This window comes from Gammaproteobacteria bacterium, assembly GCA_029862005.1.
Classification (GTDB): domain Bacteria; phylum Pseudomonadota; class Gammaproteobacteria.
Genome location: JAOTYD010000001.1, coordinates 164845 through 186760, shown reverse-complemented (window position 1 = coordinate 186760; position 21916 = coordinate 164845). Strand labels below are relative to the sequence as shown.

Sequence of the window (21916 nt, the reverse complement as noted above, 5' to 3'; positions counted from 1 at the left end):
TTGTTGTTTTCCACTCGCTGAAGAAATACGGGAGCCGGTTACCCGGAAAGCGAATTGTTGAAATTATCTGGATCAAGCTTCGAAAAACAAACCTGTCAAACCGATCCAAGCATGCTTTCGATGGCGGCGACTTCAGTTCGGGACTCCTGGACAAAGCTGGCACTGTCCTCGGCGCTGAATTCCAGCTGCAGTTTTAAAAATGCCGGCATCTTTGCAAGCGCCGGCAGACCTTTCTGGGCACGGGTACCGATGAGACTGTAATAGCGAGCAACAAGCACGAGGTCACAAAGGTCGGCGGCGTCGCGATGGTTTCGAAACCATTTACGGGATTCCTCGCCAACGGTGACGATATCGTCACCCAACTTCCACTGGTAAAGGAACATGCCATTGATAGGGGAATGCATCGCGCGGATGGTCTGGTCGAGGGCCTCATCATCGTCGTAGAGATCGCCATGCGTTTGCGCATAATCCAGTATTGCGACTATCCCGAGGTCGCATATCAATCCCGCCATCTGGGCCATTTCAGGATCGAAATGTCCCGACCTGACTGCAAGAATACGGCTGAATGCAGAGACTTTACGACTGTTTTTCCATAGTGACTGCATTCGGTTTCTCATGCCTGCTGATTTTGACTGGAACAGTTCCGACGCCGCGTAAATCATGATCTGCTTTCGAATCACGTCCATTCCCATGCGCAGGATGGCTTGCTGCAAGGTCTCGATAGGTTCGCTACCTCGATACAGCGGGCTGTTGGCCGCTTTCAGCAGCTTGGCTGTTATCGACGGATCAGACTGGATCAGCCCCGTTATCTTAGCTACATCAAAGTCATCGCCGGCAAATTCCTGCTTGATCTTGTGAACCACTTCTGGCATCGTCGGCAGTGAAATGCTGCCGCTGCTGATATCCTGGCACAGGCTGATGGTAAGACGATTCGCTTCTTCCGATTGCTCTATGATATCGACTTCCATGCCGGCGCTGGCGGTTTCCTCGAGCAATGACATCTGGGTGAGCAGTTCGTTGGGAATCTCGAGATATACAACCGGTGAAAGCGTTTCGATATCATAAAGACTCGGCCGAATCTGCGCGATCGGCTGTAGCTGACCATCGCTTTCGGATACCACCTTGCACCGGGTGCCTTCCCGGTCCTGGCTGATTGCTTCGCCACTCAACAGGTACAGACCGTAGTCGCCCGTATCACCCAAGCCGATGATGCGCTGCTTCGGCTGGGCAGTTTTTAGTTCAAGCCTGGCGGCCAGGTTGTCGAGTTGTTTATCGTTGAATAGCGCCAGACTTCGAATCCGTTTCAGAGCCGAATGGTCGAGTGTTGCAGTATTGCTTTGCATGCTTATGCTTCCCCGGGGAAGAATCAGATTATTCAAGGACCATAGAATATATTAGACCTTATCGGCTGATGTCGGCCGGACTTAAACCGGGATTTACGCGGATTTTATTGATCTGCGTCGATAGCCGTTTCCCGATTTCATAGTAGAGTCAATTTATTTATCCAATATCTAGGGGGTACGAAAATGTCCATATGTGTTGTGGTCGCAGACGGCAGTAAGGCAAGAATTCTGGTGGCTGAGAGCGGGCAAAGCCCGTTGATCGATGACAGGGATTTCATTCATCCGGAGAGCCGCCTGCGCGAGCAGGACCTTGTCAGCGATGGAACCGGTAGCGAATCCGATGCAGGGGGATATGGTAAACATTCCATGGGGCATGAAAGAACGGCTCACGACAAGGAGATGAAAAATTTTGCCGATGAATTATGTGTTGAAATTGACAGGCTTCGACAAGGCAGCGACCTGCGCAGGGTTTACCTTGTCGCATCACCGAAATTCCTGGGTTTGCTGCGCTCTTCTATGAACAAACAATGCAGCGCGCTGCTCGAGGGCGAGATAAGCAAGGACCTGGTCAACCACAGTATTGACGACATTCGTTCTCATTTACCGAAACGACTCTAAATAAACGCCCGAATTGCTAGGTCGTGGTGGAGCGCTGCAGCGTTTCCCAGTCCTGGCCAAGACCGACATTGGCGTCGGAGGCTTCGAGCATGCCCTTGCCCTTGATGATATCCGCCGCACGCTCGGCCAGCATAATCGTCGGTGCGTTCAGGTTGCCGTTCGGAATGGTTGGAAAAATCGACGAGTCCACCACGCGCAAGGCATCGATTCCGCGCACCCGGGTTTTCGAATCGACCACGGCCATATCGTCTTCACCCATGCGGCAGGCACAGGAGGGATGATAGGCCGATTCGACCGCGCTACGCACGAAGGCATCGATTTCTTCATCAGTTTGAATCGATTCGCCGGGTTGAATTTCGGGGCCACGATAGGCATCCATCGCCGGCTGACCAATGATCTCGCGCGTTAAGCGCACGCAGGCACGATAGGCCTCGATATCCTCCTGGCGTTGCAGATAATTAAAAATAATCTCGGGCTTGTCCTGAACACTCGGCGTGCGTGCCTTGATGGTGCCACGACTATTGGGCTTGTTATGGCCGACATGTACCTGGAAACCGTGTCCATCGAAGGCGGCATTGCCATCGTAGCGCATCGCCCCCGGCAGAAAGTGATACTGGATGTCGGGCCATTTCACCCCGGCCTTCGAGCGAATAAACGCACAGGATTCAAAATGGTTAGTCGCGCCCAGGCCCTTTTTGGTCAGCAACCAGCGGGAACCGATTAAAAACTTGCGCCATGGGCTGAGTTCGGCGTTCAGCGTAATGGGCTGGTTACAGCGAAACTGGAAGTAGAATTCGAGGTGGTCCTGCAGGTTTTCACCGACACCCGGCAGATCGTGGGCAACCTCGATACCGGCCGTTTGTAATACCGCGGCCGGGCCAATGCCAGATAGTTGCAGCAAATGGGGTGACGCAATCGGGCCGGCGCTGAGTATCACCTCGCGACCGGCATTCAAGGTCTGCTTGCCACCTGCGCGGATGAACTCGACTCCAGTAGCGCGCTTGCCGTCGCGCACAATGCGCTGGGTCAGGGCACCGGTGATAACTTCCAGGTTGGGTCGCTCCCGTGCCGGCTTTAAATAAGCATTTGCCGTTGACCAGCGCACGCCGTCCTTTACCGTCATGTGCATCGGACCGAAACCTTCCTGCTGGCGACCGTTGTAATCCGCGGTTTTCATGTAGCCGGCCTGTTCACCCGCTTCAATGAATGCCCGGTACAGGGGATTCTGCATATTATTGCCATTGCAGACTGCCAGTGGACCATCCTGGGATCGATATTCGTCACTACCGAAGGCCCAGTTATCGGCTTTCCTGAAATAGGGTAGGCAATGGCGATAGCCCCAGTCTTTCGCGCCCTGGCTTTCCCATTCGTCAAAGTCCTGCGCGTGGCCGCGCACGTAGACCATGCCGTTTATCGATGACGACCCACCAAGCACCTTGCCGCGCGGGCAATCCATGCGACGGTTATCGAGATAGGGTTCGGGCTCGGACTTGTAACCCCAGTTGTACTTCGCCATATTCATCGGGATCGACAACGCGGTCGGCATCTGGATAAAGATACTGTTATCGCTACCTCCAAATTCGAGCAATGCGACCGTGACCGCCGGGTCTTCGCTGAGACGATTAGCGAGTACGCAACCGGCCGAGCCCGCGCCGACGATGATGTAATCGAAAGTTAGTGCCATAAATTGCTGTCTGAATTAAGCGATTTCTGGAGATCCTATTTTGAATGGCCGCTCATTATTTGCAAATCTTTCTTTATAACTGTAGGCGGGACGAGCCTTCAATAACAAGCCGACCCGATCATCAAAATATTCTTGACTTACAACCATATGTCGATTATCGTCGACATATGGACATATCTAATGCAGCAAAGGCGCTCAATGCACTGTCGCAGGAATCCAGGCTGAAGGCTTTCCGGCTGCTGGTACGCAGCGGCAGCGAGGGCTTGGCCGCCGGCCGCATTGCCGATGCGCTGGAAATCCCGCATAACACCCTGTCGACACACCTGTCGACCCTGGTCAACGCGGGCCTGGTCAACTCCAGGCGCGAAAGCCGCTCGATTATCTACAGCATCGACTTCGATGGCACCCGCGCGCTGTTTTCGTTCCTGATGGAAGAATGCTGCGAGGGTAATCCCGAGGTCTGCTTGCCGGTACTCGAGAGCCTGCTACCCCGCTGCTGCGACCCAACCAACCTCAATGGAGTAAACTCATGAAACGCCTGCACGTTAATATTTCGGTTTCCGATCTCGATTCCTCGGTCGGTTTTTACAACTCGTTATTCGACGCCGAGCCCACCGTGCTCAAGGAAGATTATGCCAAGTGGATGCTGGACGACCCGCGCGTCAACTTTGCCATCACTACCCGTGGTGAGCGCAAGGGCCTCGATCACCTTGGCATCCAGGTCGAGAACAACAGCGAACTCGGTGAAGTCTACGCGCGCCTGAAAACCGCCGGCGCGCCGATGATCGAGGAAGGCGCAACGACCTGCTGCTATGCCAACTCGGAGAAGAGCTGGATCTTCGATCCCGACAGCATTGCCTGGGAGACTTTCCTGACGCTGGGTGAAAGCCCGGTTTACGGCACCGATATCATCAAGAATGCCAATGCTGATTCGGCCTGCTGCGGTCGCCCGCAAGACAAATCCGGTTCCAGTTGCTGCTAACAACGATTTCAACCAATACGACACGACTTACGGCCAAAAAATAATGGGCATCTTCGAACGTTACCTGTCAGTCTGGGTGGCACTTTGCATCGCGGCCGGTGTGGCCTGTGGCGTTGCGCTACCGCAACTTTTTCAACTGGTTGCCGGTATCGAGTACGCCAGCGTCAACCTGGTGGTGGCGGTGCTCATCTGGATCATGATTTACCCGATGATGGTGAATGTCGATTTCGCGTCGATCAAGGGTGTTGGCAAGAAACCACGTGGACTGTGTATCACGCTGGTGGTCAACTGGCTGATCAAGCCTTTTACCATGGCCGCACTCGGCGTGCTGTTCTTCGAGCATGTCTTCGCCGGACTGGTCGATCCCCAAACCGGCAGGGAATACATCGCTGGCATGATCCTGCTGGGCGTTGCCCCCTGCACCGCGATGGTGTTTGTCTGGAGCCAACTGGTGCGCGGGGACGCTAACTATACGCTGGTACAGGTTTCGATCAACGACATCATCATGGTGTTCGCGTTCGCGCCGATCGCGGCCCTGCTACTCGGCGTGACCGATATAGTCGTGCCCTGGGAGACGCTGCTGCTATCGGTAATCTTGTACGTGGTTATCCCCCTGGCGGCAGGATACATGACTCGCAAGATGCTGGATAATACGGGTAACCACGAGCACATCGCGGATTTCACCGCGAAGATCAAACCCTTCTCGGTCATGGGGCTACTGGCTACCGTCGTGTTGTTGTTCGGATTCCAGGCGCAGACCATCATCGACAAGCCGATGGTTATCCTGCTGATCGCAATCCCGCTATTGATCCAGAGTTACGCAATCTTCGCCGTTGCCTACGGCTGGGCTTACCTGTGGCGGGTACCATTTAACACCGCGGCGCCGGCCGCGCTGATCGGTACCTCAAATTTCTTCGAGCTCGCTGTGGCGGTTGCGATCAGCCTGTTCGGCCTGAACTCGGGCGCCGCGCTTGCCACCGTCGTCGGCGTGCTGGTCGAAGTGCCGGTCATGTTATCGCTGGTGGCCTTCGCCAATCGTACCCGGCTGCATTTCGCCTGAATCCTGCCCGCTATCCTCTGTACCCGTCAGCTCCAGGGAAACGGGCTACTCGATACCGGGTGCAACCTGCCCTCAGCGTAACGCGAGAAGCGAAACGGTTCCAGTAACCTGCTTTTCTGACCGCACAGCTCTTCGGCTACCAGTTTGCCAACGCCGAGCATCTTATAGCCGTGATTGGAATCGGCGATCAGGTAGCAGTTTTCGCGGAACACATCGAACACCGGGAAACTATCCGGGGTGAAAGAACCGATACCACCGGAAGGCTCATTCTTGTAGAACTCGAACTTGCCCTCGAAACGCTTCTGGCAATGCGCGAGCGCCGAAACCCACATGTGGGCAAAGTCTTCGCCAACCACGAAATCGGGGGAATCGACGCCGTAGGGATCGACCGCGACATCATCCGGGTCGGTATCAATCGCGTACGGTGCAGCACCACCCTGGATGCCGCCGAAGTGAAAATCAGGCTTGTAATAGATGCCCCACATCTTGTCGGTGATCAGGCTGCCATCGTACGTCGAATACAGCGGCGCGTTGCTGTCGACATGGATAACCGGCGGGAACTGACCATCGTTGGTTTTCTGCAGCTCGGGATCGACGCCGAGCGTGCCTTCCTGCAATGACCAGTAAATCCACATCGGTATATTGTTGTGCATTTGACCGTCCGCGCCCTTGATGCTGATTGCTTTTGGGAGTTCGAGCATATCCCAGACGGTCTTGGCCCAGGGTCCGGCGCCAATGACAACCTGGTCGCAACCTATTTCACCCTTGTCAGTCGCGACCGCCATGATCGCGCCACCGGCCGAATCACTCTTGAAACCAGTAACGGTACAGCCGGTCAAGATGCGTACGCCCTCGTTCTCGGCCCTGGTCGCCAGCGCATAGATCGCCCTGGTGTTGTTGGCATAACCGCCGCGCTTTTCGTGCAGTACCGAGGTGATACCCTGGGCCTGCCAGTCATGGAACATGTTCTTCATATAGTCCGCCGATTCCTTTTCACCCTCAATGAAGACAGACTCATAACCGATATCCTTTTGCTGCTGCGCAATGGTAGCCACATCGGCATGCATACTTTCCGGACTGATTTGCATATAGCCCACCGGGTGGTAGCTATAGCCTTCTGGATCGGTTTCCCAGATGCTGACGCTGTGCGCCATCAATTCGCGCATTGCCGGTTGAAAGTAATTGTTCCGTACCACGCCGCAAGCGATGCCGGAAGCACCAGCAGCAATACCACTCTTGTCGACAACCAGGATATCCTTTCCGTCGCCCTTACCCTGGGCTCTTAACTGCTGTGCCAGGTGATAGGCGGTACTAAGACCGTGGATGCCCGCCCCAATAATGAGATATTTAACATGTGTCGGAATTGCCATTACTTGACCTGCTGTATTTGTTGTTGCCAGCTCGAATAGAGCACCGCTGCCGTACTCCGCTTAATTAATCAAAGGTTATCCGAATTAGATCGTTTAACGCCGCACTAGAACGACCTCGGAAAAGACAATAACGACATGACCAATCAAGTCCGCAGCAGGAAAATGATCGCTTCTAGACAAGCGCCTCGACGGCCTTGCGAATGCGTTCGACGGCCTGCTCCACGCGCTGCCGTGGACAACCGAAATTAAGCCGCATGTAGTTCACATCACCAAAATCGCGACCGGGCGACATCCCAACTCCGGCATTTTCGAAGAATTTCATCGGATCCTCCAATCCGAGTGCCGACACATCGATCCAGGCCAGGTAAGTTGCCTCGATCGGACCCAGCTGCAATCCGGGGATGCGGTTGATCGCATCGATCAGGTAATCCCGGTTGGCGGCGAGGTATTCACATTGCTGCCGATTCCATTCGTCGCCGAATTCGTAAGCCGCTTCTGCTGCGGCGAGACCCATCAAATTCACGTGCGGAACGATGTACGGATTTACCTTCATGCCCCGGCGCAGACGCGGATTCGGAATAATCGCAAAAGCGCAACCCAGACCCGCGAGGTTGAAGGTCTTGCTCGGCGCCATCAGGGTGATGCTGTGTTGCTCAATACTCGGACCGAGCGAGGCAATCGGAATATGCGATTTGTCCCTGTCGAGAATCAGGTCGCAGTGTATTTCATCCGACACCAGGGTTAACGCCTGTCGTTCAACGATGTCCGCAAGCCGCTGCAGTTCCTCCTTTCGGTAGACCGAGGCGCCGGGATTCTGGGGGTTGCAAAACAGCAATAATTCTCCGGGGCGACGCGGTTGCTGCTCAAGCCAGTCCATGTCGATGATCATGCGCTGTTCGCGGTGACACATCGGGATTGGCTGGTTAACCATGGCGTTAAAGCCCGGGGCCTTGGCGAACGGGGGATAGATGACGGCAGGGAGGTATACCGGATCTCCGGCTTTACCGTTGGCCCGACAGGCAAGGTAGAGCGCGCCGACAATACCTGGCAAAGACACCAGCCACTCGGGATCGACCGTCCAGTTATAGAGTCGCTGCATGCGCGCAACGAGAAGCTCTATCAGGTGTGCAGGTGTCTCGGTGTATCCGAAAACAGGGTGATCCGCCCTTTTATGCAAGGCCTGTTGAATTTCGGGAGCAACCGCGAAATCGGTGTCCGCAACCCACATTGGCAGGATATCCCGGTTGCGGTATTTCTCCCACTTGGCGCTATGACTCCCGCTTCGATCGATTTCACGATCGAAATCAAACACTTCAGTCATGTTTATCCCTGCATTTTTAAGAACGCTTCGATCATATGACAAGCCCCTCCGCCATCCAAGCAAATTGATCAATTTGGTTTGACCTCAAGTAAAACAGTTGCGATGCTCTGCGCATGAAACCCGAATATGACTACATCATCCTCGGTGCGGGATCAGCTGGGTGTGTGCTCGCTAATCGCTTGAGCGAGAGTGGCGAGTATTCGGTGTTAATCGTCGAGGCCGGTCCGATGGATCGCAAGCTAATGATCCACATTCCAGCCGGCGTGAGCAGCGTATACAAGGATCCCAGCATCAACTGGAATTACCAAACTGAGCCCGAGGCGAATCTGCAACAACGCCAGGTCGAGCTGCCGCGAGGTAAAGTGCTTGGCGGTTCGTCATCGATCAACTCGATGGTCTACATGCGAGGCCATCCTAAAGATTACGACCGCTGGAATGACACGCTGGGATTGACCGGCTGGAGCTACGCCGACTGCCTGCCTTATTTCAAAGCCGGTGAAACTTCGGAGCGCGGCGCCAGCGCCTGGCGTGGTGACAGTGGACCGCTGAGCGTATCAACCGCCAAGCTGGAAAATCCTTTATTCGACGCTTTCCTGGAAGCGGGTTCGACCTCGGGCCAGGGTAAATCGGACGACCTCAATGGTTATAAACCGGAGGGACTGGCGCGTCTGGATAGCACGATCCGCGATGGTCGTCGCTGCAGCGCCGCGGTCGCTCATCTGAAGCCGGCACTTTCACGGCCCAATCTGGATCTCGTCATATGCGCCCTGGTTGATCAGGTGTTACTCGACAAGCAGCGTGCTATCGGTGTCAAGTTTCAGCATCGAGGCAAGATACAGATTATTCGTGCCAGCCGCGAAGTCATCGTTTCCTGCGGCGCGATAAAATCACCCCAGCTGCTGATGCTTTCGGGTCTGGGTCCGGCAGAAGAGTTAAAGAGACACGATATTGTAATCCGGCAAGTAATGCCGGGGGTGGGTCAAAACCTGCAGGACCACCTCAAGATTCACTGCACCTGGAGATGTACACGGCCGATCACTTATCAACACGTCGCCCGTCCCTGGAACAAGCTCAAGATTGGTTTACGTTGGCTTAGGACTCAAGATGGCTTCGGCGCCTCCAACATCTGGGAGGCCGGGGGCCTGATTCGAGGCAATCAGGACGTCGACTATCCAAACCTGCAATATCATTTTGCACCGATCGCGGCGACCTACGAAGGCCGAAAAATCAGGCTTTCGCAGGGATTCACGCTGCAAGCCGACCAGCTAAGGCCGGCCAGCAGGGGTCATATTTCGCTGCATTCGGCTAATCCGGCTGACAAGCCAGCGGTAAATTTCAACTACCTGGGCGAGGAATCTGACCTGCGTGAACTGGTCGAGGGCTATCACAAGATTAATGAACTGATTTCCCAATCCGCATTCATTGCTTTTCGCGGTGAACGCACAGAGCCCCACGCCAAGGCCAGGTCTCATTCCGACATCGAGAACTGGATTCGGGCAACGGCATCCACTGATTTTCATCCCAGTTGCAGCTGTCGCATGGGCGACGATAACAATTCTGTCGTTGATCGGGAGATGAAGGTGCATGGCATCGAAGGATTGCGCGTGGTAGACGCCTCGGTGATGCCCGATATAGTCAGCGGTAATCTCAACGCGCCTATACAAATGATCGCGGCCCGTGCCGCGGATTTTATTCTCGGCAAGAAGTCACTGGAGCCCGAACAGGCAAGTTTTCATTTTCAGAAATAGCAAAACAAGGCTGTCGGTGTCAAAATTCGGGATGAGCCCTCAAATCGGTGATTAGAAACTGGCGAGATTTACAGTATGAAACAAAAGCTACATAAAGAACTTCAGGCATTGCTCGATTTTTACCTGCAACAACGCAATAACCTGCCCGAAGCCTTCACTCATCGTTCCGGGGTTATTAACAATCCCAGTTTTTTTAAAGTGGAAGACCTGCAACGCCATCTGAACAATCCATTGCTAAAACCCGAGTGGGTACACGTCAAGCTTGACGGGATTCGCGTGGAACTGGAAAAGAGTTGTTTTTACAAAACCGTGCAGAGCAGGAAATTGTATTTCATGGACAAGGAACTGCTGAATAACGAAATCAACAAAGGTGCAGCGGTTGTACTTGAAGGGATCGATGTGCTCGATTCTAACATCAACGATTTTGCCGCCCGGCTCGATAATTCCCTGCCCTGTGTGCTGACCACTGCCGAGGTGTTTTTTTCACAGCAGGATAATGAAGCCTACGAGGGTCACTGCGATGCCGACGATGTTCTCGTGGTTCAGCTCGCCGGTAAAAAGAACTGGCAATTGTTTCAACCGCAGCAGCGGCGCTATGCCGAGATACAGGACCTGAACGATCAACAACTAGGGCCCGTGATGCAGGAAATTCCGATGCGACCGGGCGATGCGCTTTATCTTCGCGCAGGTGTGCCACATCGCTGCATAACGAGTGCCCCTTTCAGCCTGCACATGTCATTCGACCTGGTTGACAATACCCCAACGACCGCGGATATCGCAGGTGAAGCGACTAACCAGTACAGACATGCCTGCGAATTACCTTATGAACCCGCCTCGCGCGTCGTGGATCGATATGTTTCAATCCTGAAATCCGAAGAATTTCAGGCAGCACTGGAGGAAGCCACAGCCTACAAGCGCGAGGATATCGGGAAGTTTCGGCAGATGCTCGGACGCTCTTCGGCGATCAGAAGTTTGAGCAAGTTCAACTAGCCCTGGAGGTATCGTGCCGGATCACAGGCTCGTGGCGAAATCGGTTGATCGCATCCGTCGATAAAGTTGGCAATTAACTGTCCCGTGACCGGACCCATCGTCAGTCCCATGTGTGAATGCCCGAATGCAAGCCACAGGTTTTCATGATGCGGCGCCGGTCCGATCAGCGGCAGGGTATCGGGTACCGTCGGGCGTCTTCCCATCCACGGATCCCGCATGATGACGTCACCCACCGGAAAGGCCTCGCGCACTCGTGGAATAACCAGCGCGACCTGGCGCGGGTCTGGTGCTGTTTCACGTCGCGTCAGATTGGTTCCGGTTGTGACCCGAAAACCCATATCCATCGGTGCCATGACATAGCTCGCATCAACATCGAAGATTGGGCGGGATAAGCTGGCCGATCCTGCCGCTGCAAAAACCGTGTGGTATCCGCGTTCAATTGCGAGTGGATTAGAGTAACCGAGCTGACCGATCAGTTCGGGAGTCCACGCACCCATACAGACAACCAGCCGGGTAACAGTTTCAATACCCTGGTCGTTGGTCAGCTCCCAGCCCTTGGGCTGTTGACGCAGCGTTTGAATATTGGCGCGCCTGATCTGCCCGCCCGCTGCGACAAACATTTGTGCATAAGCCTTGCAAAGTTTCTCGGGATTGCGAATCGAAACCGATTCATCGATCAAAACACCGCGTGCGAAAACAGGTTTCAGATACGGCTCTAGCGCGTAGACCTCATCAGCGTTGAGTAATGTATGCTTTACCGCACAACGTTCCAGTAACTCACGCTCTAACTCATCGCGCAGAAAAGTCACTTGATGTCGATATAGTTTCAGGCCGCCGACCTGATTTAGCAAATCCTGTGCATTCGCCTCTGCAATCCATTGTTTATGCAGATCTATCGATGCCAGGGTCAAAGCGGCCATTGCATCTCCATCGTGTAAAAAGGTTTTCCGTCGACAGCGTAAAACGAATCTCAGCAACCACGGAAACAGTGAGATCAGATGGGGATAGTGCATCAAAAAATCGGCATCAAGATTCAGGATCAGTCGATGTAACCGCGGCAGTAGCGAAGGATCAGCCAGTGGTGTGATATTGCTGTAACTTAAAATACCTGCATTGCCCGAAGATGTTTCCTCCCCGGGGCCCCGGCGGTCGATGAGTGTTACGCGGTAACCGCGCCGCTGCAACTCGAGCGCACAGCTGATTCCGACAATACCGGCACCTAGTACTAGGACGGGCTGGGTCATTTCAGTGTGACTAATCTTTTATTTCGGTAGCCACCTGTGACCGATGGTTACGCGGTGAACTCCCGAAATGCTTGCGGTAGCAAGCAGTGAAATAGGACTGGGTTTCAAATCCTGTGGCTAGCGAAATATCGATCACGCTATGATTGGTATTGAGTAAAAGCTGCTTGGCATGCATCAAGCGCAACGACAGATAATACTGGCTCGGCGTTACATTACGGTACTTGTGAAACAGGCGTTCTATCTGGCGCAGCGAAAGCTTACACTTTGCGGCAATTGCAGGCAGCGGCAGCGGCACTTCAATATTATTTTCCATCAGGTTGATAACATCGATAAGTTTCGGCGCATTCATTGCCAGGTCCATGCGATCTGCCATTTGCTGCGAATCGATCTCGGTACGGATACGGTCGTGTTGAAACTGCTGTGAAATCTGCTGGGCGAGTTTCCGCCCGTACTGATTTTCAATCAACTTGAGCGTCATATCGAGTGCCGCGATACCCCCGGAACAAGTGAAGCGGCGCTCGGCAATTTCGTAAAGTGTGAAGCTAACATCGAGCTGGGGGTACAGTTCCTTGAAAACCGGAATGTTTTCCCAGTGTATTGTGCAACGACATCCATCGAGCAGGCCGGCGCGCGCGAGGATGAAGCTGCCTGAGCTTGCCGAACCCAGGTTCACTTTCTGCCGATCCATCGTCTTCAACAGTTTAATCGTATTGGCGTCGTCAAAATGTTGTGCGGTGTTGGGTGCGACAATGATCAGGGTTTTCAAATTTTTTACATCAGCGAGTGCCCGGGTAGGCACGGTAATACCACAGGATGCAGATACCGGTTCGGCATCGGGTGCGTAGTACTCACATTGATAAAGTTTCTTGCCCGATAAACGATTGGCCGCACGCAAAGCATCGACCACGCAGCTGAAAGGAATGATCGGGTAACCCTCGATCAAAAGGATACCGATTATTTCGGGATCATCGCTGATAACCGCAACCTCCGTTGATTTCTCTGGATTCGAACCTCATTCTAGCGATATTAGCTGCATCCACAACTGCTAACACTGCCCTCCCAAAAACCGATATGGCGCTGGCAAACAGTTCAGGGTCGCGCTTAGATCAGCCCTTAAAATGGTCAAAAACCATACTTGATTGTTTATTTCGCAATTCCTTCGACAGGATTACGAGGAACCAACCATGAGCGAAGCAAGACGGGCATCCAGGAATCGACGCGGACGCGGCGGGCGTGACGCGCGACGGGCTGGTGTCACGACCGAAAGCGTCAGTGCGCCATACATAAAACGCAAGATCCCCGTTTTCGAGGTGCTCGACGAGGAAGGGTTGCAAGTTATCGAAAACAACGCCGACACCATTCTCGAGGAAGTCGGCATCGAGTTTCGGGATATGCCCGAGGTACTCGAAATCCTGAAACAAGGCGGTGCCGAAGTCGATGGTGTCACGGTTCGTTTTCCCCGCGGCCTGTGCCGCTCCATTATCCAGGCTTCGGCGCCGGCTGAATACACGCAACACGCGCGCAATCCGGCACGCAGCGTTCGGATTGGCGGTAAAAATACTGTTTTTGTTCCCGCCTACGGTAGCCCGTTCGTATTTGACCTGGACAAGGGTCGTCGTTACGCGAACCTCGAGGATTTTCAAAACTTCGTCAAGCTGACCTACCTGTCACCAAGCCTTCATCACTCCGGTGGCACCATTTGCGAGCCGGTCGATGTTCCGGTCAACAAACGCCACCTGGATATGGTTTACTCGCATATCAAGTATTCCGACAAGGCATTTATGGGCTCGGTAACCGCGCCCGAACGTGCGGTTGATACCGTCGAAATGATCAAAATCATTGCCGGTGAAAATTATATCGATCCCGAAACCGGACGCCCGCGCACCTACGCAACCAGCCTGATCAACGCAAACTCGCCAATGACCTTCGACGATACCATGCTGGGTGCCGCCAAGGTATATGCCGAAAACAACCAGGCCACGATCATCACGCCGTTTATCCTTGCCGGTGCGATGTCACCGGTAACCGTAGCCGGCACCGCGGCCCAGTCTCTCGCCGAGGCACTCGCCGGTATTACTTTCGTACAGCTGGTTAATCCCGGTGCGCCAGTTATTTTCGGCAGCTTCGCGAGTTCAATGTCGATGCAGTCGGGTGCCCCGACCTTTGGTACTCCGGAACCCGCGCTGGTACTTTATGTCATGGCGGCCCTGGCGCGCAGACTCGGCGTACCATTCCGTTCCGGTGGCGGGCTCTGCGGTTCCAAGCTACCCGATGCACAGGCGGCCTACGAGGCTGCCGCCACACTTTACCCCGCGGTGATGGCCGGCGTTAACTTTGTATTGCATACCGCGGGCTGGATGGAGGGTGGTCTCGCGATGGGTTATGAAAAATTCATCATGGACGCGGATCAGGCGGCGATGATGGAAATCCTGCTGGGAGGTGTCGATCTCTCCGAGAACGGCCAGGCCATGGATGCGATTCGCGAAGTCGGTCCCGGCGTACATTTCCTGGGATGCAATCACACACAGAATAATTTCAAAACCGCGTTCTACCGATCACCGATTACCGACAATAATAGTTTCGAGCAATGGGAATCCGAGGGTAGTCTCGATCATGCACAGCGTTGCAACAAGCGCTTCAAGAAACTGCTCAACGAGTACGAGGCACCGCCTCTCGATCCCGATATCGACGAAGCCCTGCTGGCCTACATCAAGCAGCGCAAAGATTCGATGCCCGACTCCATGGTCTAACTTACCATCCCCTCGAAACAAATCTGCACATGTGATCGGTTTCTTGACTGAGCATTAAATCCAGGTCGCTCGTCGCGTTTAAACTATACGAACGCCCTCTCTGGATATAGCTCGCAAAAGACGCTCCCAACCGGCGCAAGCGCCGGTTGGTCCATCCATGGAATCGCTTGGAGCGCGGCATCCCTGCCGCGCTACACTTTTGCGAGCTATATTCGGAGAGACTTACCATACGATGAGGCACCTCGACGGGCTCAAAGTCTGCTGTAAAAATGACGTGCAATGGGGGAAATTAGGGGCTAGTATTTTGGCGATTGATCACTTTGTGATCAAATTCGAGACGCGCTCCGCTACAATCAACCCTATGACTGACGAAAAAACCGCATCAAAACCCGAGCACTTCGGTTTTTTACAAGTCCCAAATTACTCGATGATTGCGTTTACCTCGGCCATCGAACCGTTGCGTATGGCCAATCGCGATGCCGGCAAGGAACTCTATTGCTGGAGCGTTTACACCATTGACGGTTTACCGGAAAAGGCCAGTAACGGACTGGAAATAACTCCCGACGACAGCATCGAAAATGCCGGCGAGATGTCCATTTTGTTTGTTTGCGGCGGCGCCGACATCGTCGATGCCTGGTCCAAGCAACTGCAGTTTGCGCTGCGCCGAATCGCCAAGCGCAACAATATCGTCATCGGCGCCCTCTGCACCGGCAGCTACCTGCTGGCCCGTGCCGGTTTACTGGACGGCTACAAATGTACCATTCACTGGGAAAACATCGCCAGCCTGCGCGAGGAATTTCCCGAGGTTAACGTTAGCGATGATCTGTTCCTGATTGATCGGGATCGAATTACTTGCGCGGGCGGGCAAGCCTCGATGGACATGATGCTGAAACTGATCCAGGACCGTCATGGCAATAAACTGGTTACCCACATATCGGAACAATTCATGTGTGAACGTATCCGCAATTCGGACGATCGCCAGCGCATACCCCTGCACCTGGCACTGGGTTCGAATCAACCCAAGCTCACCGAGGCCGTGACTTTAATGGAAGCCAACATCGAAGAACCGATCAGTCTCGACGAGCTCTCCAACTACGTCGGAATTTCGAGGCGCCAGCTCGAACGCCTGTTTCAAAAGCATCTGAACTGCGTTCCGACGCGATATTACCTGAACCTACGCCTCAACCGCGCGCGCCTGTTACTGCTGCAAACCAGCAAATCGATTGTCGACATTGCGCTTGCCTGCGGATTCATTTCTGCGCCACATTTCAGTAAATGTTATCGGGACCTGTTCGGTATACCACCACGCGATGAGCGTCGCAAACTACAGCAGAAATCCGCCGCCGAGGAAGCCGACCTCGCGAGCTAATTGCGATCGCGACGACGACGGGAGCGGCGCTTGCGTTCGTCGCCCGGGCTACCTTCAGCCTTGGCTTTGGGCGCGGGCAGTTTTACGACCTTCGAGAGTTCCTCGTAAGCATCGGTTTTGTGCGGCAGTGCCATCGCGTCAATAAAATACTCCTGGAATTTGGGCTCTATCGCGGTTTCGATTTTTTCCACCTTGGGCAGAATTTCACCGATTTCAATACGTGATGGGAAATTCAATAACGCGATTCGCGCACCGGTACCCGCCGCGTTACCCACCGACCCGACATTGTCGAGATCGCAGTCCGGTATCAATCCCAGCACCATCGCGTACTTGACATCAATATGGCTGCCAAAGGCACCGGCCAGGCCGATGCGATCGACCTTATCGATGCCCATGTGGTCGATTAACAAGCGGGTCCCGGCATGCAGCGCTGCCTTGGCAAGCTGAATCGCACGCACGTCATTCTGGGTAATGCGTATCGGACGCTCGCCATCCTGCAGCAGGTATGAATAGGTGCGGCCATCTTTAACAATGCGCTCGCTGTTTTTACCCGGGACAGGTCCAATCACGCCGTCCTGATCTATGACGCCGGCGAGGAACATTTCCGCAACCACTTCAATAATGCCGGATCCGCAAATACCACTAACCCCGGCCCGTGCACTCTTGTCCATGAAGTCAGGTTCGTTGGACCAGGCATCGCATCCGATCACTCGAAAACTCGGTTCCAGTGTCCCCGGATCAATGCGGACACGCTCGATCGCACCAGGAGCCGCACGCTGCCCGGACGTTATCTGGGCACCTTCGAAGGCAGGACCCGTCGGGCTGGATGCCGCCAGCAGGCGATGGCGATTTCCGAGCACGATTTCGGCATTGGTGCCGACATCAACCAGCAACACGTTTTCCTCGGCCAGGTCTGGTCGTTCCGACAGGATGACCCCGGCAGTGTCGGCACCGATGTGGCCGGCAATACAGGGTAAAGTGCATATGCGCGTTTCCGGATGCAGCTGAATATCGAGTTCGGCGGCACGCAATACTTGGGTTTGATCGGTCGTCAGCGTGAAGGGTGCGGTGCCCAACGGCGTCGGATCGATACCCAGAAACAGGTGGTGCATGATTGGATTCGCAACCACGGTCATGTCCAGGATATCCTCGGGCTGTACGCCGGCCGACTTGGCAGCACGCCTGGCAAGCTGGTTAAAGGCTTCCCGAACCACCTGCGTCATCGCGGTGTCACCGCCCTCATTCATCATTACGTAAGAGACGCGACTCATTAAATCCTCGCCGAAGCGGATTTGCGGATTCATCGTGTCTGCCGTGGCAACCACTTCGCCCGTATACAAGTCACAGAGCTGCGCCGCGATTGTGGTCGAACCGAGATCTACCGCCAGCCCGAATATTTCCTTTTTTTCACCCGGCCAGACACCAATTATCTGCTGGAACTGGTATACCGCCACGGTAATCTTACGGCCGGCTTTTGCGAGCGCGGGCTGCAGCAATCGCAGTTGCGACAGTTCGCAATCCATGACGGGTAATTCATGTTCTTTCACCAGGGCCTGCTGCAGGCGTCGTTTATCGGAAATCGGGGAATGCATGTCAGGCTCTGGCAAGGTCACGGTGTACAAACGTACAGCCGGCAAGACCTGGATATCGTAGGCGGTAACTGCCTTGGCGATATGCTGCTTGTGCTGCTGGCTTTCTTCGGGGACGTCGACCACCAGGTCACCGAGAATACGGGCATTACATCCGAGGCGCCGACCGTTTTTAAGGCGTTTCCTGGATTGGTGATGAAGCTCGGTCTCGGTGAGGCCGGAAAGATGCTCGGCGCGCGAAACAATACCGTGTTTCGAAAATTCACCTTCCTGAGGTAACACCTGGCACTTGCGGCACTTACCCTGGCCGCCGCAAATTGATTCTAGATCAACACCCAGGCGTTGGGCTGCCTGGAGTACCGTGGTCCCGATTGGCACCTGGCCACGCAGACCCGAGGGCATGAACAGAACACTGGCTTCTTCTTCCAAGGTAATGTAACCCGGGTTCAGAGAATCAACTCAGGCGACCGAGCGCCGTCGACGTCCGCCACGACGACCGGTTCCGCGAACCATACTACCCTCGGGTGCAGGCTCACGAAAATGTTTGATCCAGCGTGCGCAATCCGGGTCCTTACCGAGCATGACATCGGCGCCCAGACTCGCTGCGACGACTTCGGCATGCAACGGATTGGTAATTGCCGAAGTCATCCCGGCCTGGATCGCCATGCTGATAAATGCACCGTTGAAACCATTGCGATTGGGCAATCCGAAGCTGACGTTGGACGCACCACAGGTCGTGTTGACCTTGAGTTCGGTACGCAAGCGGTGGATCAACCTGAGCACCTCGCGTCCGGCACTGTTGATCGCGCCGATCGGCATAACCAGCGGATCGACCACAACGTCGCTGGCTGCAATGCCATGATCAGCGGCACGTTCAACAATTTTTTTGGCGACGCTATAACGCACGTCGATATCTTCCGAAATACCGGTTTCGTCGTTCGAAATTGCGACCACCGCGGCCCCGTGCTTCTTGACCAGCGGCAGAACCCGTTCCAGGCTCTCGTCTTCACCGGTCACCGAATTAACCAGCGCCTTGCCCTGGTAGACGGCGAGCCCGGCTTCAAGCGCATCGATGATGGACGAGTCGATACTGAGCGGTACGTCGGTAAGGCTCTGCACCAGTTGTATCGATTCGGCCAGAATGCGCGGCTCGTCCGCCAACGGGATACCAGCGTTGACGTCAAGCATATGTGCGCCCGCCGCAACCTGGGCGAGGGCATCGCTTTGTACACGGCTGTAATCGCCATTCTTCATCTCGTCGGCCATGATTTTACGGCCGGTTGGATTGATGCGCTCGCCGATCAGTACGAACGGACGCTCAAAGCCAATCACTAATTCTCTGGTAGCTGAACTGACAACCGTTTCTGTCATTGTTATATCCTCAAAATATCAACTTCTCTGACTCTTGAACCGATTCGAACCCGGATTCAGGCAGAATTGGACTGAACCTCACAACCCGGGTACCACGGGACTCGCCCATCAAGCACGCCAGACTGTTGAATGATTTCACCGACCGCTTCTTCCTGGCGGTAGGCCATCACATGCACGCCGCTGACACCTTCGATCTCCTTGATCTGCTGAATCAGCTCGATGCAGATTTTGCGGCCTTCTTTCTTCGGTTCCTGCGCTCCCTCGAGCCGCTTTATGATTGCATCCGGGATATGGATGCCGGGTACGTTGTTGCGAATCCACAGCGCGGTGCGGGCCGAGGCCAGAGGTCCCACGCCCGGAATAATGAAACACTGCTCGAGCAATCCGAGGTCATGCGACTTTGCCATGAAGGCACGCAAATGATCGATATCAAAAACATACTGTGTCTGAATAAACTGGGCACCCGCGGCTATCTTCTTGGCCAGCCGATAAGGCCTTAAATCAAACGGAGGGGCGCTCGGATTCTCCGCCGCGCCGAGAAACAGTTGTGGTGGTGACGTAATTGACCGGCCGCTCAGGAAGCGCGATTCGTCGCGCATGATGCGAATGGTTTCAAGCAGCGACATGCTGTCGAGATCGAATACCGGCTTGGCTTCCGGATGATCGCCAACCTGAACCCCGTCTCCGCTCAAACACAGGACATTGGAAACACCCATCGCCGCGGCCCCGAGCACATCTCCCTGGATCGCAATGCGATTCTTGTCACGACAGGATATCTGCAACACGGGCGAGTAGCCGACATTGGTGAGCAATGCACACATTGCAACACTGGACATATGGCAGTGCGCCCCCGACCCATCGGTCGCATTCATTCCATCGACGTACCCGTCAAACAGACGCGCGCGTTCGTAAACGTCTTCGGCCAGCGCGGAATCCGGTGGTGCCAGTTCGGCGGTAACCACGAATTTCCCGGAACGCAAAACCCGCTCGAGCCGGCCGGTCGAAACATGACCTTCTTTTTGCGGCAGTGGATTTCCAGAATGCGGTTCGCGAGTTACGGTCATTGGACGGTCTCTTTTTCACGTGCGTCATACACGTCGCGTACCACGCGCAACCACGACGAACTGCCTTTGAGCAAATGGTTGACGGGTATCTGCACCTGCTGGATTGCCTGCGAATCCCGCATTTGCTTACTGCCCTGCCAGGCATCTACCCAGACACAGCGCATTTCGGGTTTGATTTCACAGTGACCATTGAGCCTCACACCACCACAGGGACCATTACGAATCGATTTCGGGCAGTTCATCGGACAGGACATGCCGGTGGCGCTAAGCGCGCATTTACCGCACATCTGGCAATCGAACATTAATCCCTTTACCGTTTTCTCGAGGACACGCACCGGTTTCTCAAGCCGCCCGTAACCAAGCGTCTTGAATATCGGGTGCAGCTTGATCAAAACCGGTTCAAAGTTTCGATAAACCGCTTCCAGTTTTCTCGAATGCTTAACCGACCATTGACGAAATCTATACAAGGATTACTCCGATCATGCGTTTCGGCTACGGGTTTCGTCAACGCCGCTGGCTCGAATTAAAGTTTCCAGAACGTCATCCGTGTAACGTTCCTCCAGCTGTCGTACCAATTGCGCTGCCTGCTCATTGATGTCACCTTCAAAAGACTGGGTAACATCGTGCCAGGGCTCGAATAATGCATCCTGCTGTTTTTTCCTGAGACGATACCCGGCGCGCTCGATCGCTTTCATGAATCGCAGCGGCAGCCGCAACCGCTTACTGCGTCGTCCTTCACGAACCACGACCTGTCCGGGAATATCGCGCCAGTAGACAATTTTTATCTGCCCCACATTGCCTCCTGCATCGCCGCATCCAGTTCCGGCACCATTTCACCCATGCCGGTGAACTTGCGCTCGAAACGCAAACCCAGCTGATCGGCCGCAGCGCGCGCCAGCTTCGTCAACTCGCCCGAATCCGTCTGCGCCAGGTAAACCAGGCGCGTGTAATTGCCGAAGTACATCTCCAGTAATTCGGGATGGCGATCGATGCCCAGTATCTCGATCACCAAACGTTGAAAATGCTGCGCCAGGAAGTCGGTCAGGTAAAAAGTGCCTGGTTCCTGTTCCTGCATTTGCTCGTAGTTTTTGCGTCCGGCAAGAAAATCGTAACAGTGCGCGCCCGGCAAACGCTTGACACCCTTCGCCTCAAGCACCCGGTCGAGTTCGCCGCTGGTTCCGCAATCACCATAGGCAACAAATATATGGTCATACTGGTCGCGCGCACGGTCAATCTTGTCGGCAACCGCGGCCGGGATTTTTTCGGGTCGGGCATGCAGGTCGGCGGTGATAGCCTGCAGATCCATTTGCGACCACTGCCCGAGTTTCTTTATTTCATTGACTTCGCGCGCGATCGCAGCACAGGTGATTACCAGTATCGAGTCTGATTTTTTCATCCCGCGCTAACACTCCG

Annotated in this window: 20 protein-coding genes; 8 read left to right on the top strand and 12 right to left on the bottom strand. The window is 54.5% G+C overall.

The features are described 5' to 3' along the window. Positions 1 to 95 precede the first annotated feature (95 nt). Entirely contained in the window at positions 96 to 1343 is a 1248-nt protein-coding gene (locus OES20_00920) for an HDOD domain-containing protein (GenBank protein MDH3633242.1), read from the bottom strand. A 183-nt stretch (positions 1344 to 1526) separates the two neighbouring features. Here OES20_00920 and OES20_00915 point away from each other — a divergent pair, with 183 nt between their 5' ends. Next, a complete protein-coding gene (locus OES20_00915) occupies positions 1527 to 1961 on the top strand; it encodes a host attachment protein (GenBank protein MDH3633241.1) in 435 nt (144 codons plus the stop codon). A 16-nt stretch (positions 1962 to 1977) separates the two neighbouring features. Here the strand turns inward: OES20_00915 and betA are convergent, their stop codons facing one another. Beyond that, positions 1978 to 3645 carry a choline dehydrogenase gene (betA, locus tag OES20_00910; GenBank protein MDH3633240.1) on the bottom strand — a complete coding sequence of 556 codons (1668 nt, stop codon included), beginning with the start codon at positions 3643 to 3645 and terminating at the stop codon, positions 1978 to 1980. 167 nt (positions 3646 to 3812) lie between these two features. Here betA and OES20_00905 point away from each other — a divergent pair, with 167 nt between their 5' ends. The 3 genes from OES20_00905 to arsB are packed head-to-tail and all read left to right on the top strand — an operon-like array spanning position 3813 to position 5687. Then, complete coding sequence (locus tag OES20_00905; protein ID MDH3633239.1) at positions 3813 to 4178, top strand: metalloregulator ArsR/SmtB family transcription factor; 366 nt, start codon at positions 3813 to 3815, stop codon at positions 4176 to 4178. Then, positions 4175 to 4627, top strand: coding sequence for a VOC family protein (locus tag OES20_00900; GenBank protein MDH3633238.1), 453 nt, complete (start codon positions 4175 to 4177; stop codon positions 4625 to 4627). The genes OES20_00905 and OES20_00900 overlap by 4 nt, the downstream gene beginning before the upstream one ends. A 43-nt stretch (positions 4628 to 4670) precedes the next feature. Beyond that, on the top strand, positions 4671 to 5687 hold the full coding sequence (gene arsB, locus OES20_00895) for an ACR3 family arsenite efflux transporter (GenBank protein ID MDH3633237.1): 1017 nt from the start codon (positions 4671 to 4673) through the stop codon (positions 5685 to 5687). A gap of 26 nt (positions 5688 to 5713) precedes the next feature. Here the strand turns inward: arsB and OES20_00890 are convergent, their stop codons facing one another. Then, positions 5714 to 7057 carry an FAD-binding oxidoreductase gene (locus tag OES20_00890; protein ID MDH3633236.1) on the bottom strand — a complete coding sequence of 448 codons (1344 nt, stop codon included), beginning with the start codon at positions 7055 to 7057 and terminating at the stop codon, positions 5714 to 5716. A gap of 172 nt (positions 7058 to 7229) precedes the next feature. Then, on the bottom strand, positions 7230 to 8369 hold the full coding sequence (locus OES20_00885; protein ID MDH3633235.1) for a PatB family C-S lyase: 1140 nt from the start codon (positions 8367 to 8369) through the stop codon (positions 7230 to 7232). Between the two features lie 122 nt (positions 8370 to 8491). Between OES20_00885 and OES20_00880 the strand changes: the two genes are divergently transcribed. Both OES20_00880 and OES20_00875 read left to right on the top strand, forming a co-directional pair. After that, entirely contained in the window at positions 8492 to 10126 is a 1635-nt protein-coding gene (locus OES20_00880) for a choline dehydrogenase (GenBank protein MDH3633234.1), read from the top strand. 75 nt (positions 10127 to 10201) lie between these two features. Next, the gene (locus OES20_00875; GenBank protein ID MDH3633233.1) at positions 10202 to 11116 is read left to right on the top strand and encodes a cupin domain-containing protein; all 915 of its coding nucleotides are present in this window, start codon (positions 10202 to 10204) and stop codon (positions 11114 to 11116) included. Here the strand turns inward: OES20_00875 and OES20_00870 are convergent. Both OES20_00870 and OES20_00865 read right to left on the bottom strand, forming a co-directional pair. Further along, positions 11113 to 12360 (bottom strand): FAD-binding oxidoreductase, encoded by a 1248-nt coding sequence (locus tag OES20_00870; GenBank protein ID MDH3633232.1) that lies wholly within the window; start codon positions 12358 to 12360, stop codon positions 11113 to 11115. The genes OES20_00875 and OES20_00870 overlap by 4 nt on opposite strands. A 10-nt stretch (positions 12361 to 12370) precedes the next feature. Next, positions 12371 to 13303: a GlxA family transcriptional regulator gene (locus OES20_00865; protein MDH3633231.1), complete on the bottom strand. Its 933-nt coding sequence runs from the start codon at positions 13301 to 13303 to the stop codon at positions 12371 to 12373. A 241-nt stretch (positions 13304 to 13544) separates the two neighbouring features. Between OES20_00865 and OES20_00860 the strand changes: the two genes are divergently transcribed. Together OES20_00860 and OES20_00855 are read left to right on the top strand one after the other, a co-directional pair. Next, positions 13545 to 15110 (top strand): trimethylamine methyltransferase family protein, encoded by a 1566-nt coding sequence (locus OES20_00860; protein MDH3633230.1) that lies wholly within the window; start codon positions 13545 to 13547, stop codon positions 15108 to 15110. 361 nt (positions 15111 to 15471) lie between these two features. Then, on the top strand, positions 15472 to 16479 hold the full coding sequence (locus tag OES20_00855) for a GlxA family transcriptional regulator (GenBank protein ID MDH3633229.1): 1008 nt from the start codon (positions 15472 to 15474) through the stop codon (positions 16477 to 16479). Here OES20_00855 and OES20_00850 read toward each other — a convergent pair. From OES20_00850 to OES20_00825, 6 genes are read right to left on the bottom strand one after another with little or no spacing between them, the layout of a single operon-like run. Beyond that, positions 16476 to 18470 (bottom strand): ASKHA domain-containing protein, encoded by a 1995-nt coding sequence (locus OES20_00850; protein ID MDH3633228.1) that lies wholly within the window; start codon positions 18468 to 18470, stop codon positions 16476 to 16478. The genes OES20_00855 and OES20_00850 overlap by 4 nt on opposite strands. 57 nt (positions 18471 to 18527) lie before the next feature. Further along, positions 18528 to 19439 carry a dihydropteroate synthase gene (locus OES20_00845; protein ID MDH3633227.1) on the bottom strand — a complete coding sequence of 304 codons (912 nt, stop codon included), beginning with the start codon at positions 19437 to 19439 and terminating at the stop codon, positions 18528 to 18530. Positions 19440 to 19495: 56 nt separating this feature from the next. Next, positions 19496 to 20503 (bottom strand): methylenetetrahydrofolate reductase, encoded by a 1008-nt coding sequence (locus OES20_00840; GenBank protein MDH3633226.1) that lies wholly within the window; start codon positions 20501 to 20503, stop codon positions 19496 to 19498. Then, positions 20500 to 20970, bottom strand: a complete 471-nt coding sequence (locus OES20_00835; GenBank protein ID MDH3633225.1) for a methylenetetrahydrofolate reductase C-terminal domain-containing protein — start codon at positions 20968 to 20970, stop codon at positions 20500 to 20502. Before OES20_00835 ends, OES20_00840 begins: the two co-directional genes overlap by 4 nt. A gap of 12 nt (positions 20971 to 20982) precedes the next feature. Next, the gene (locus OES20_00830) at positions 20983 to 21297 is read right to left on the bottom strand and encodes a virulence factor (GenBank protein ID MDH3633224.1); all 315 of its coding nucleotides are present in this window, start codon (positions 21295 to 21297) and stop codon (positions 20983 to 20985) included. Further along, complete coding sequence (locus OES20_00825; GenBank protein MDH3633223.1) at positions 21285 to 21899, bottom strand: DUF1638 domain-containing protein; 615 nt, start codon at positions 21897 to 21899, stop codon at positions 21285 to 21287. Before OES20_00825 ends, OES20_00830 begins: the two co-directional genes overlap by 13 nt. Positions 21900 to 21916 lie beyond the last annotated feature (17 nt).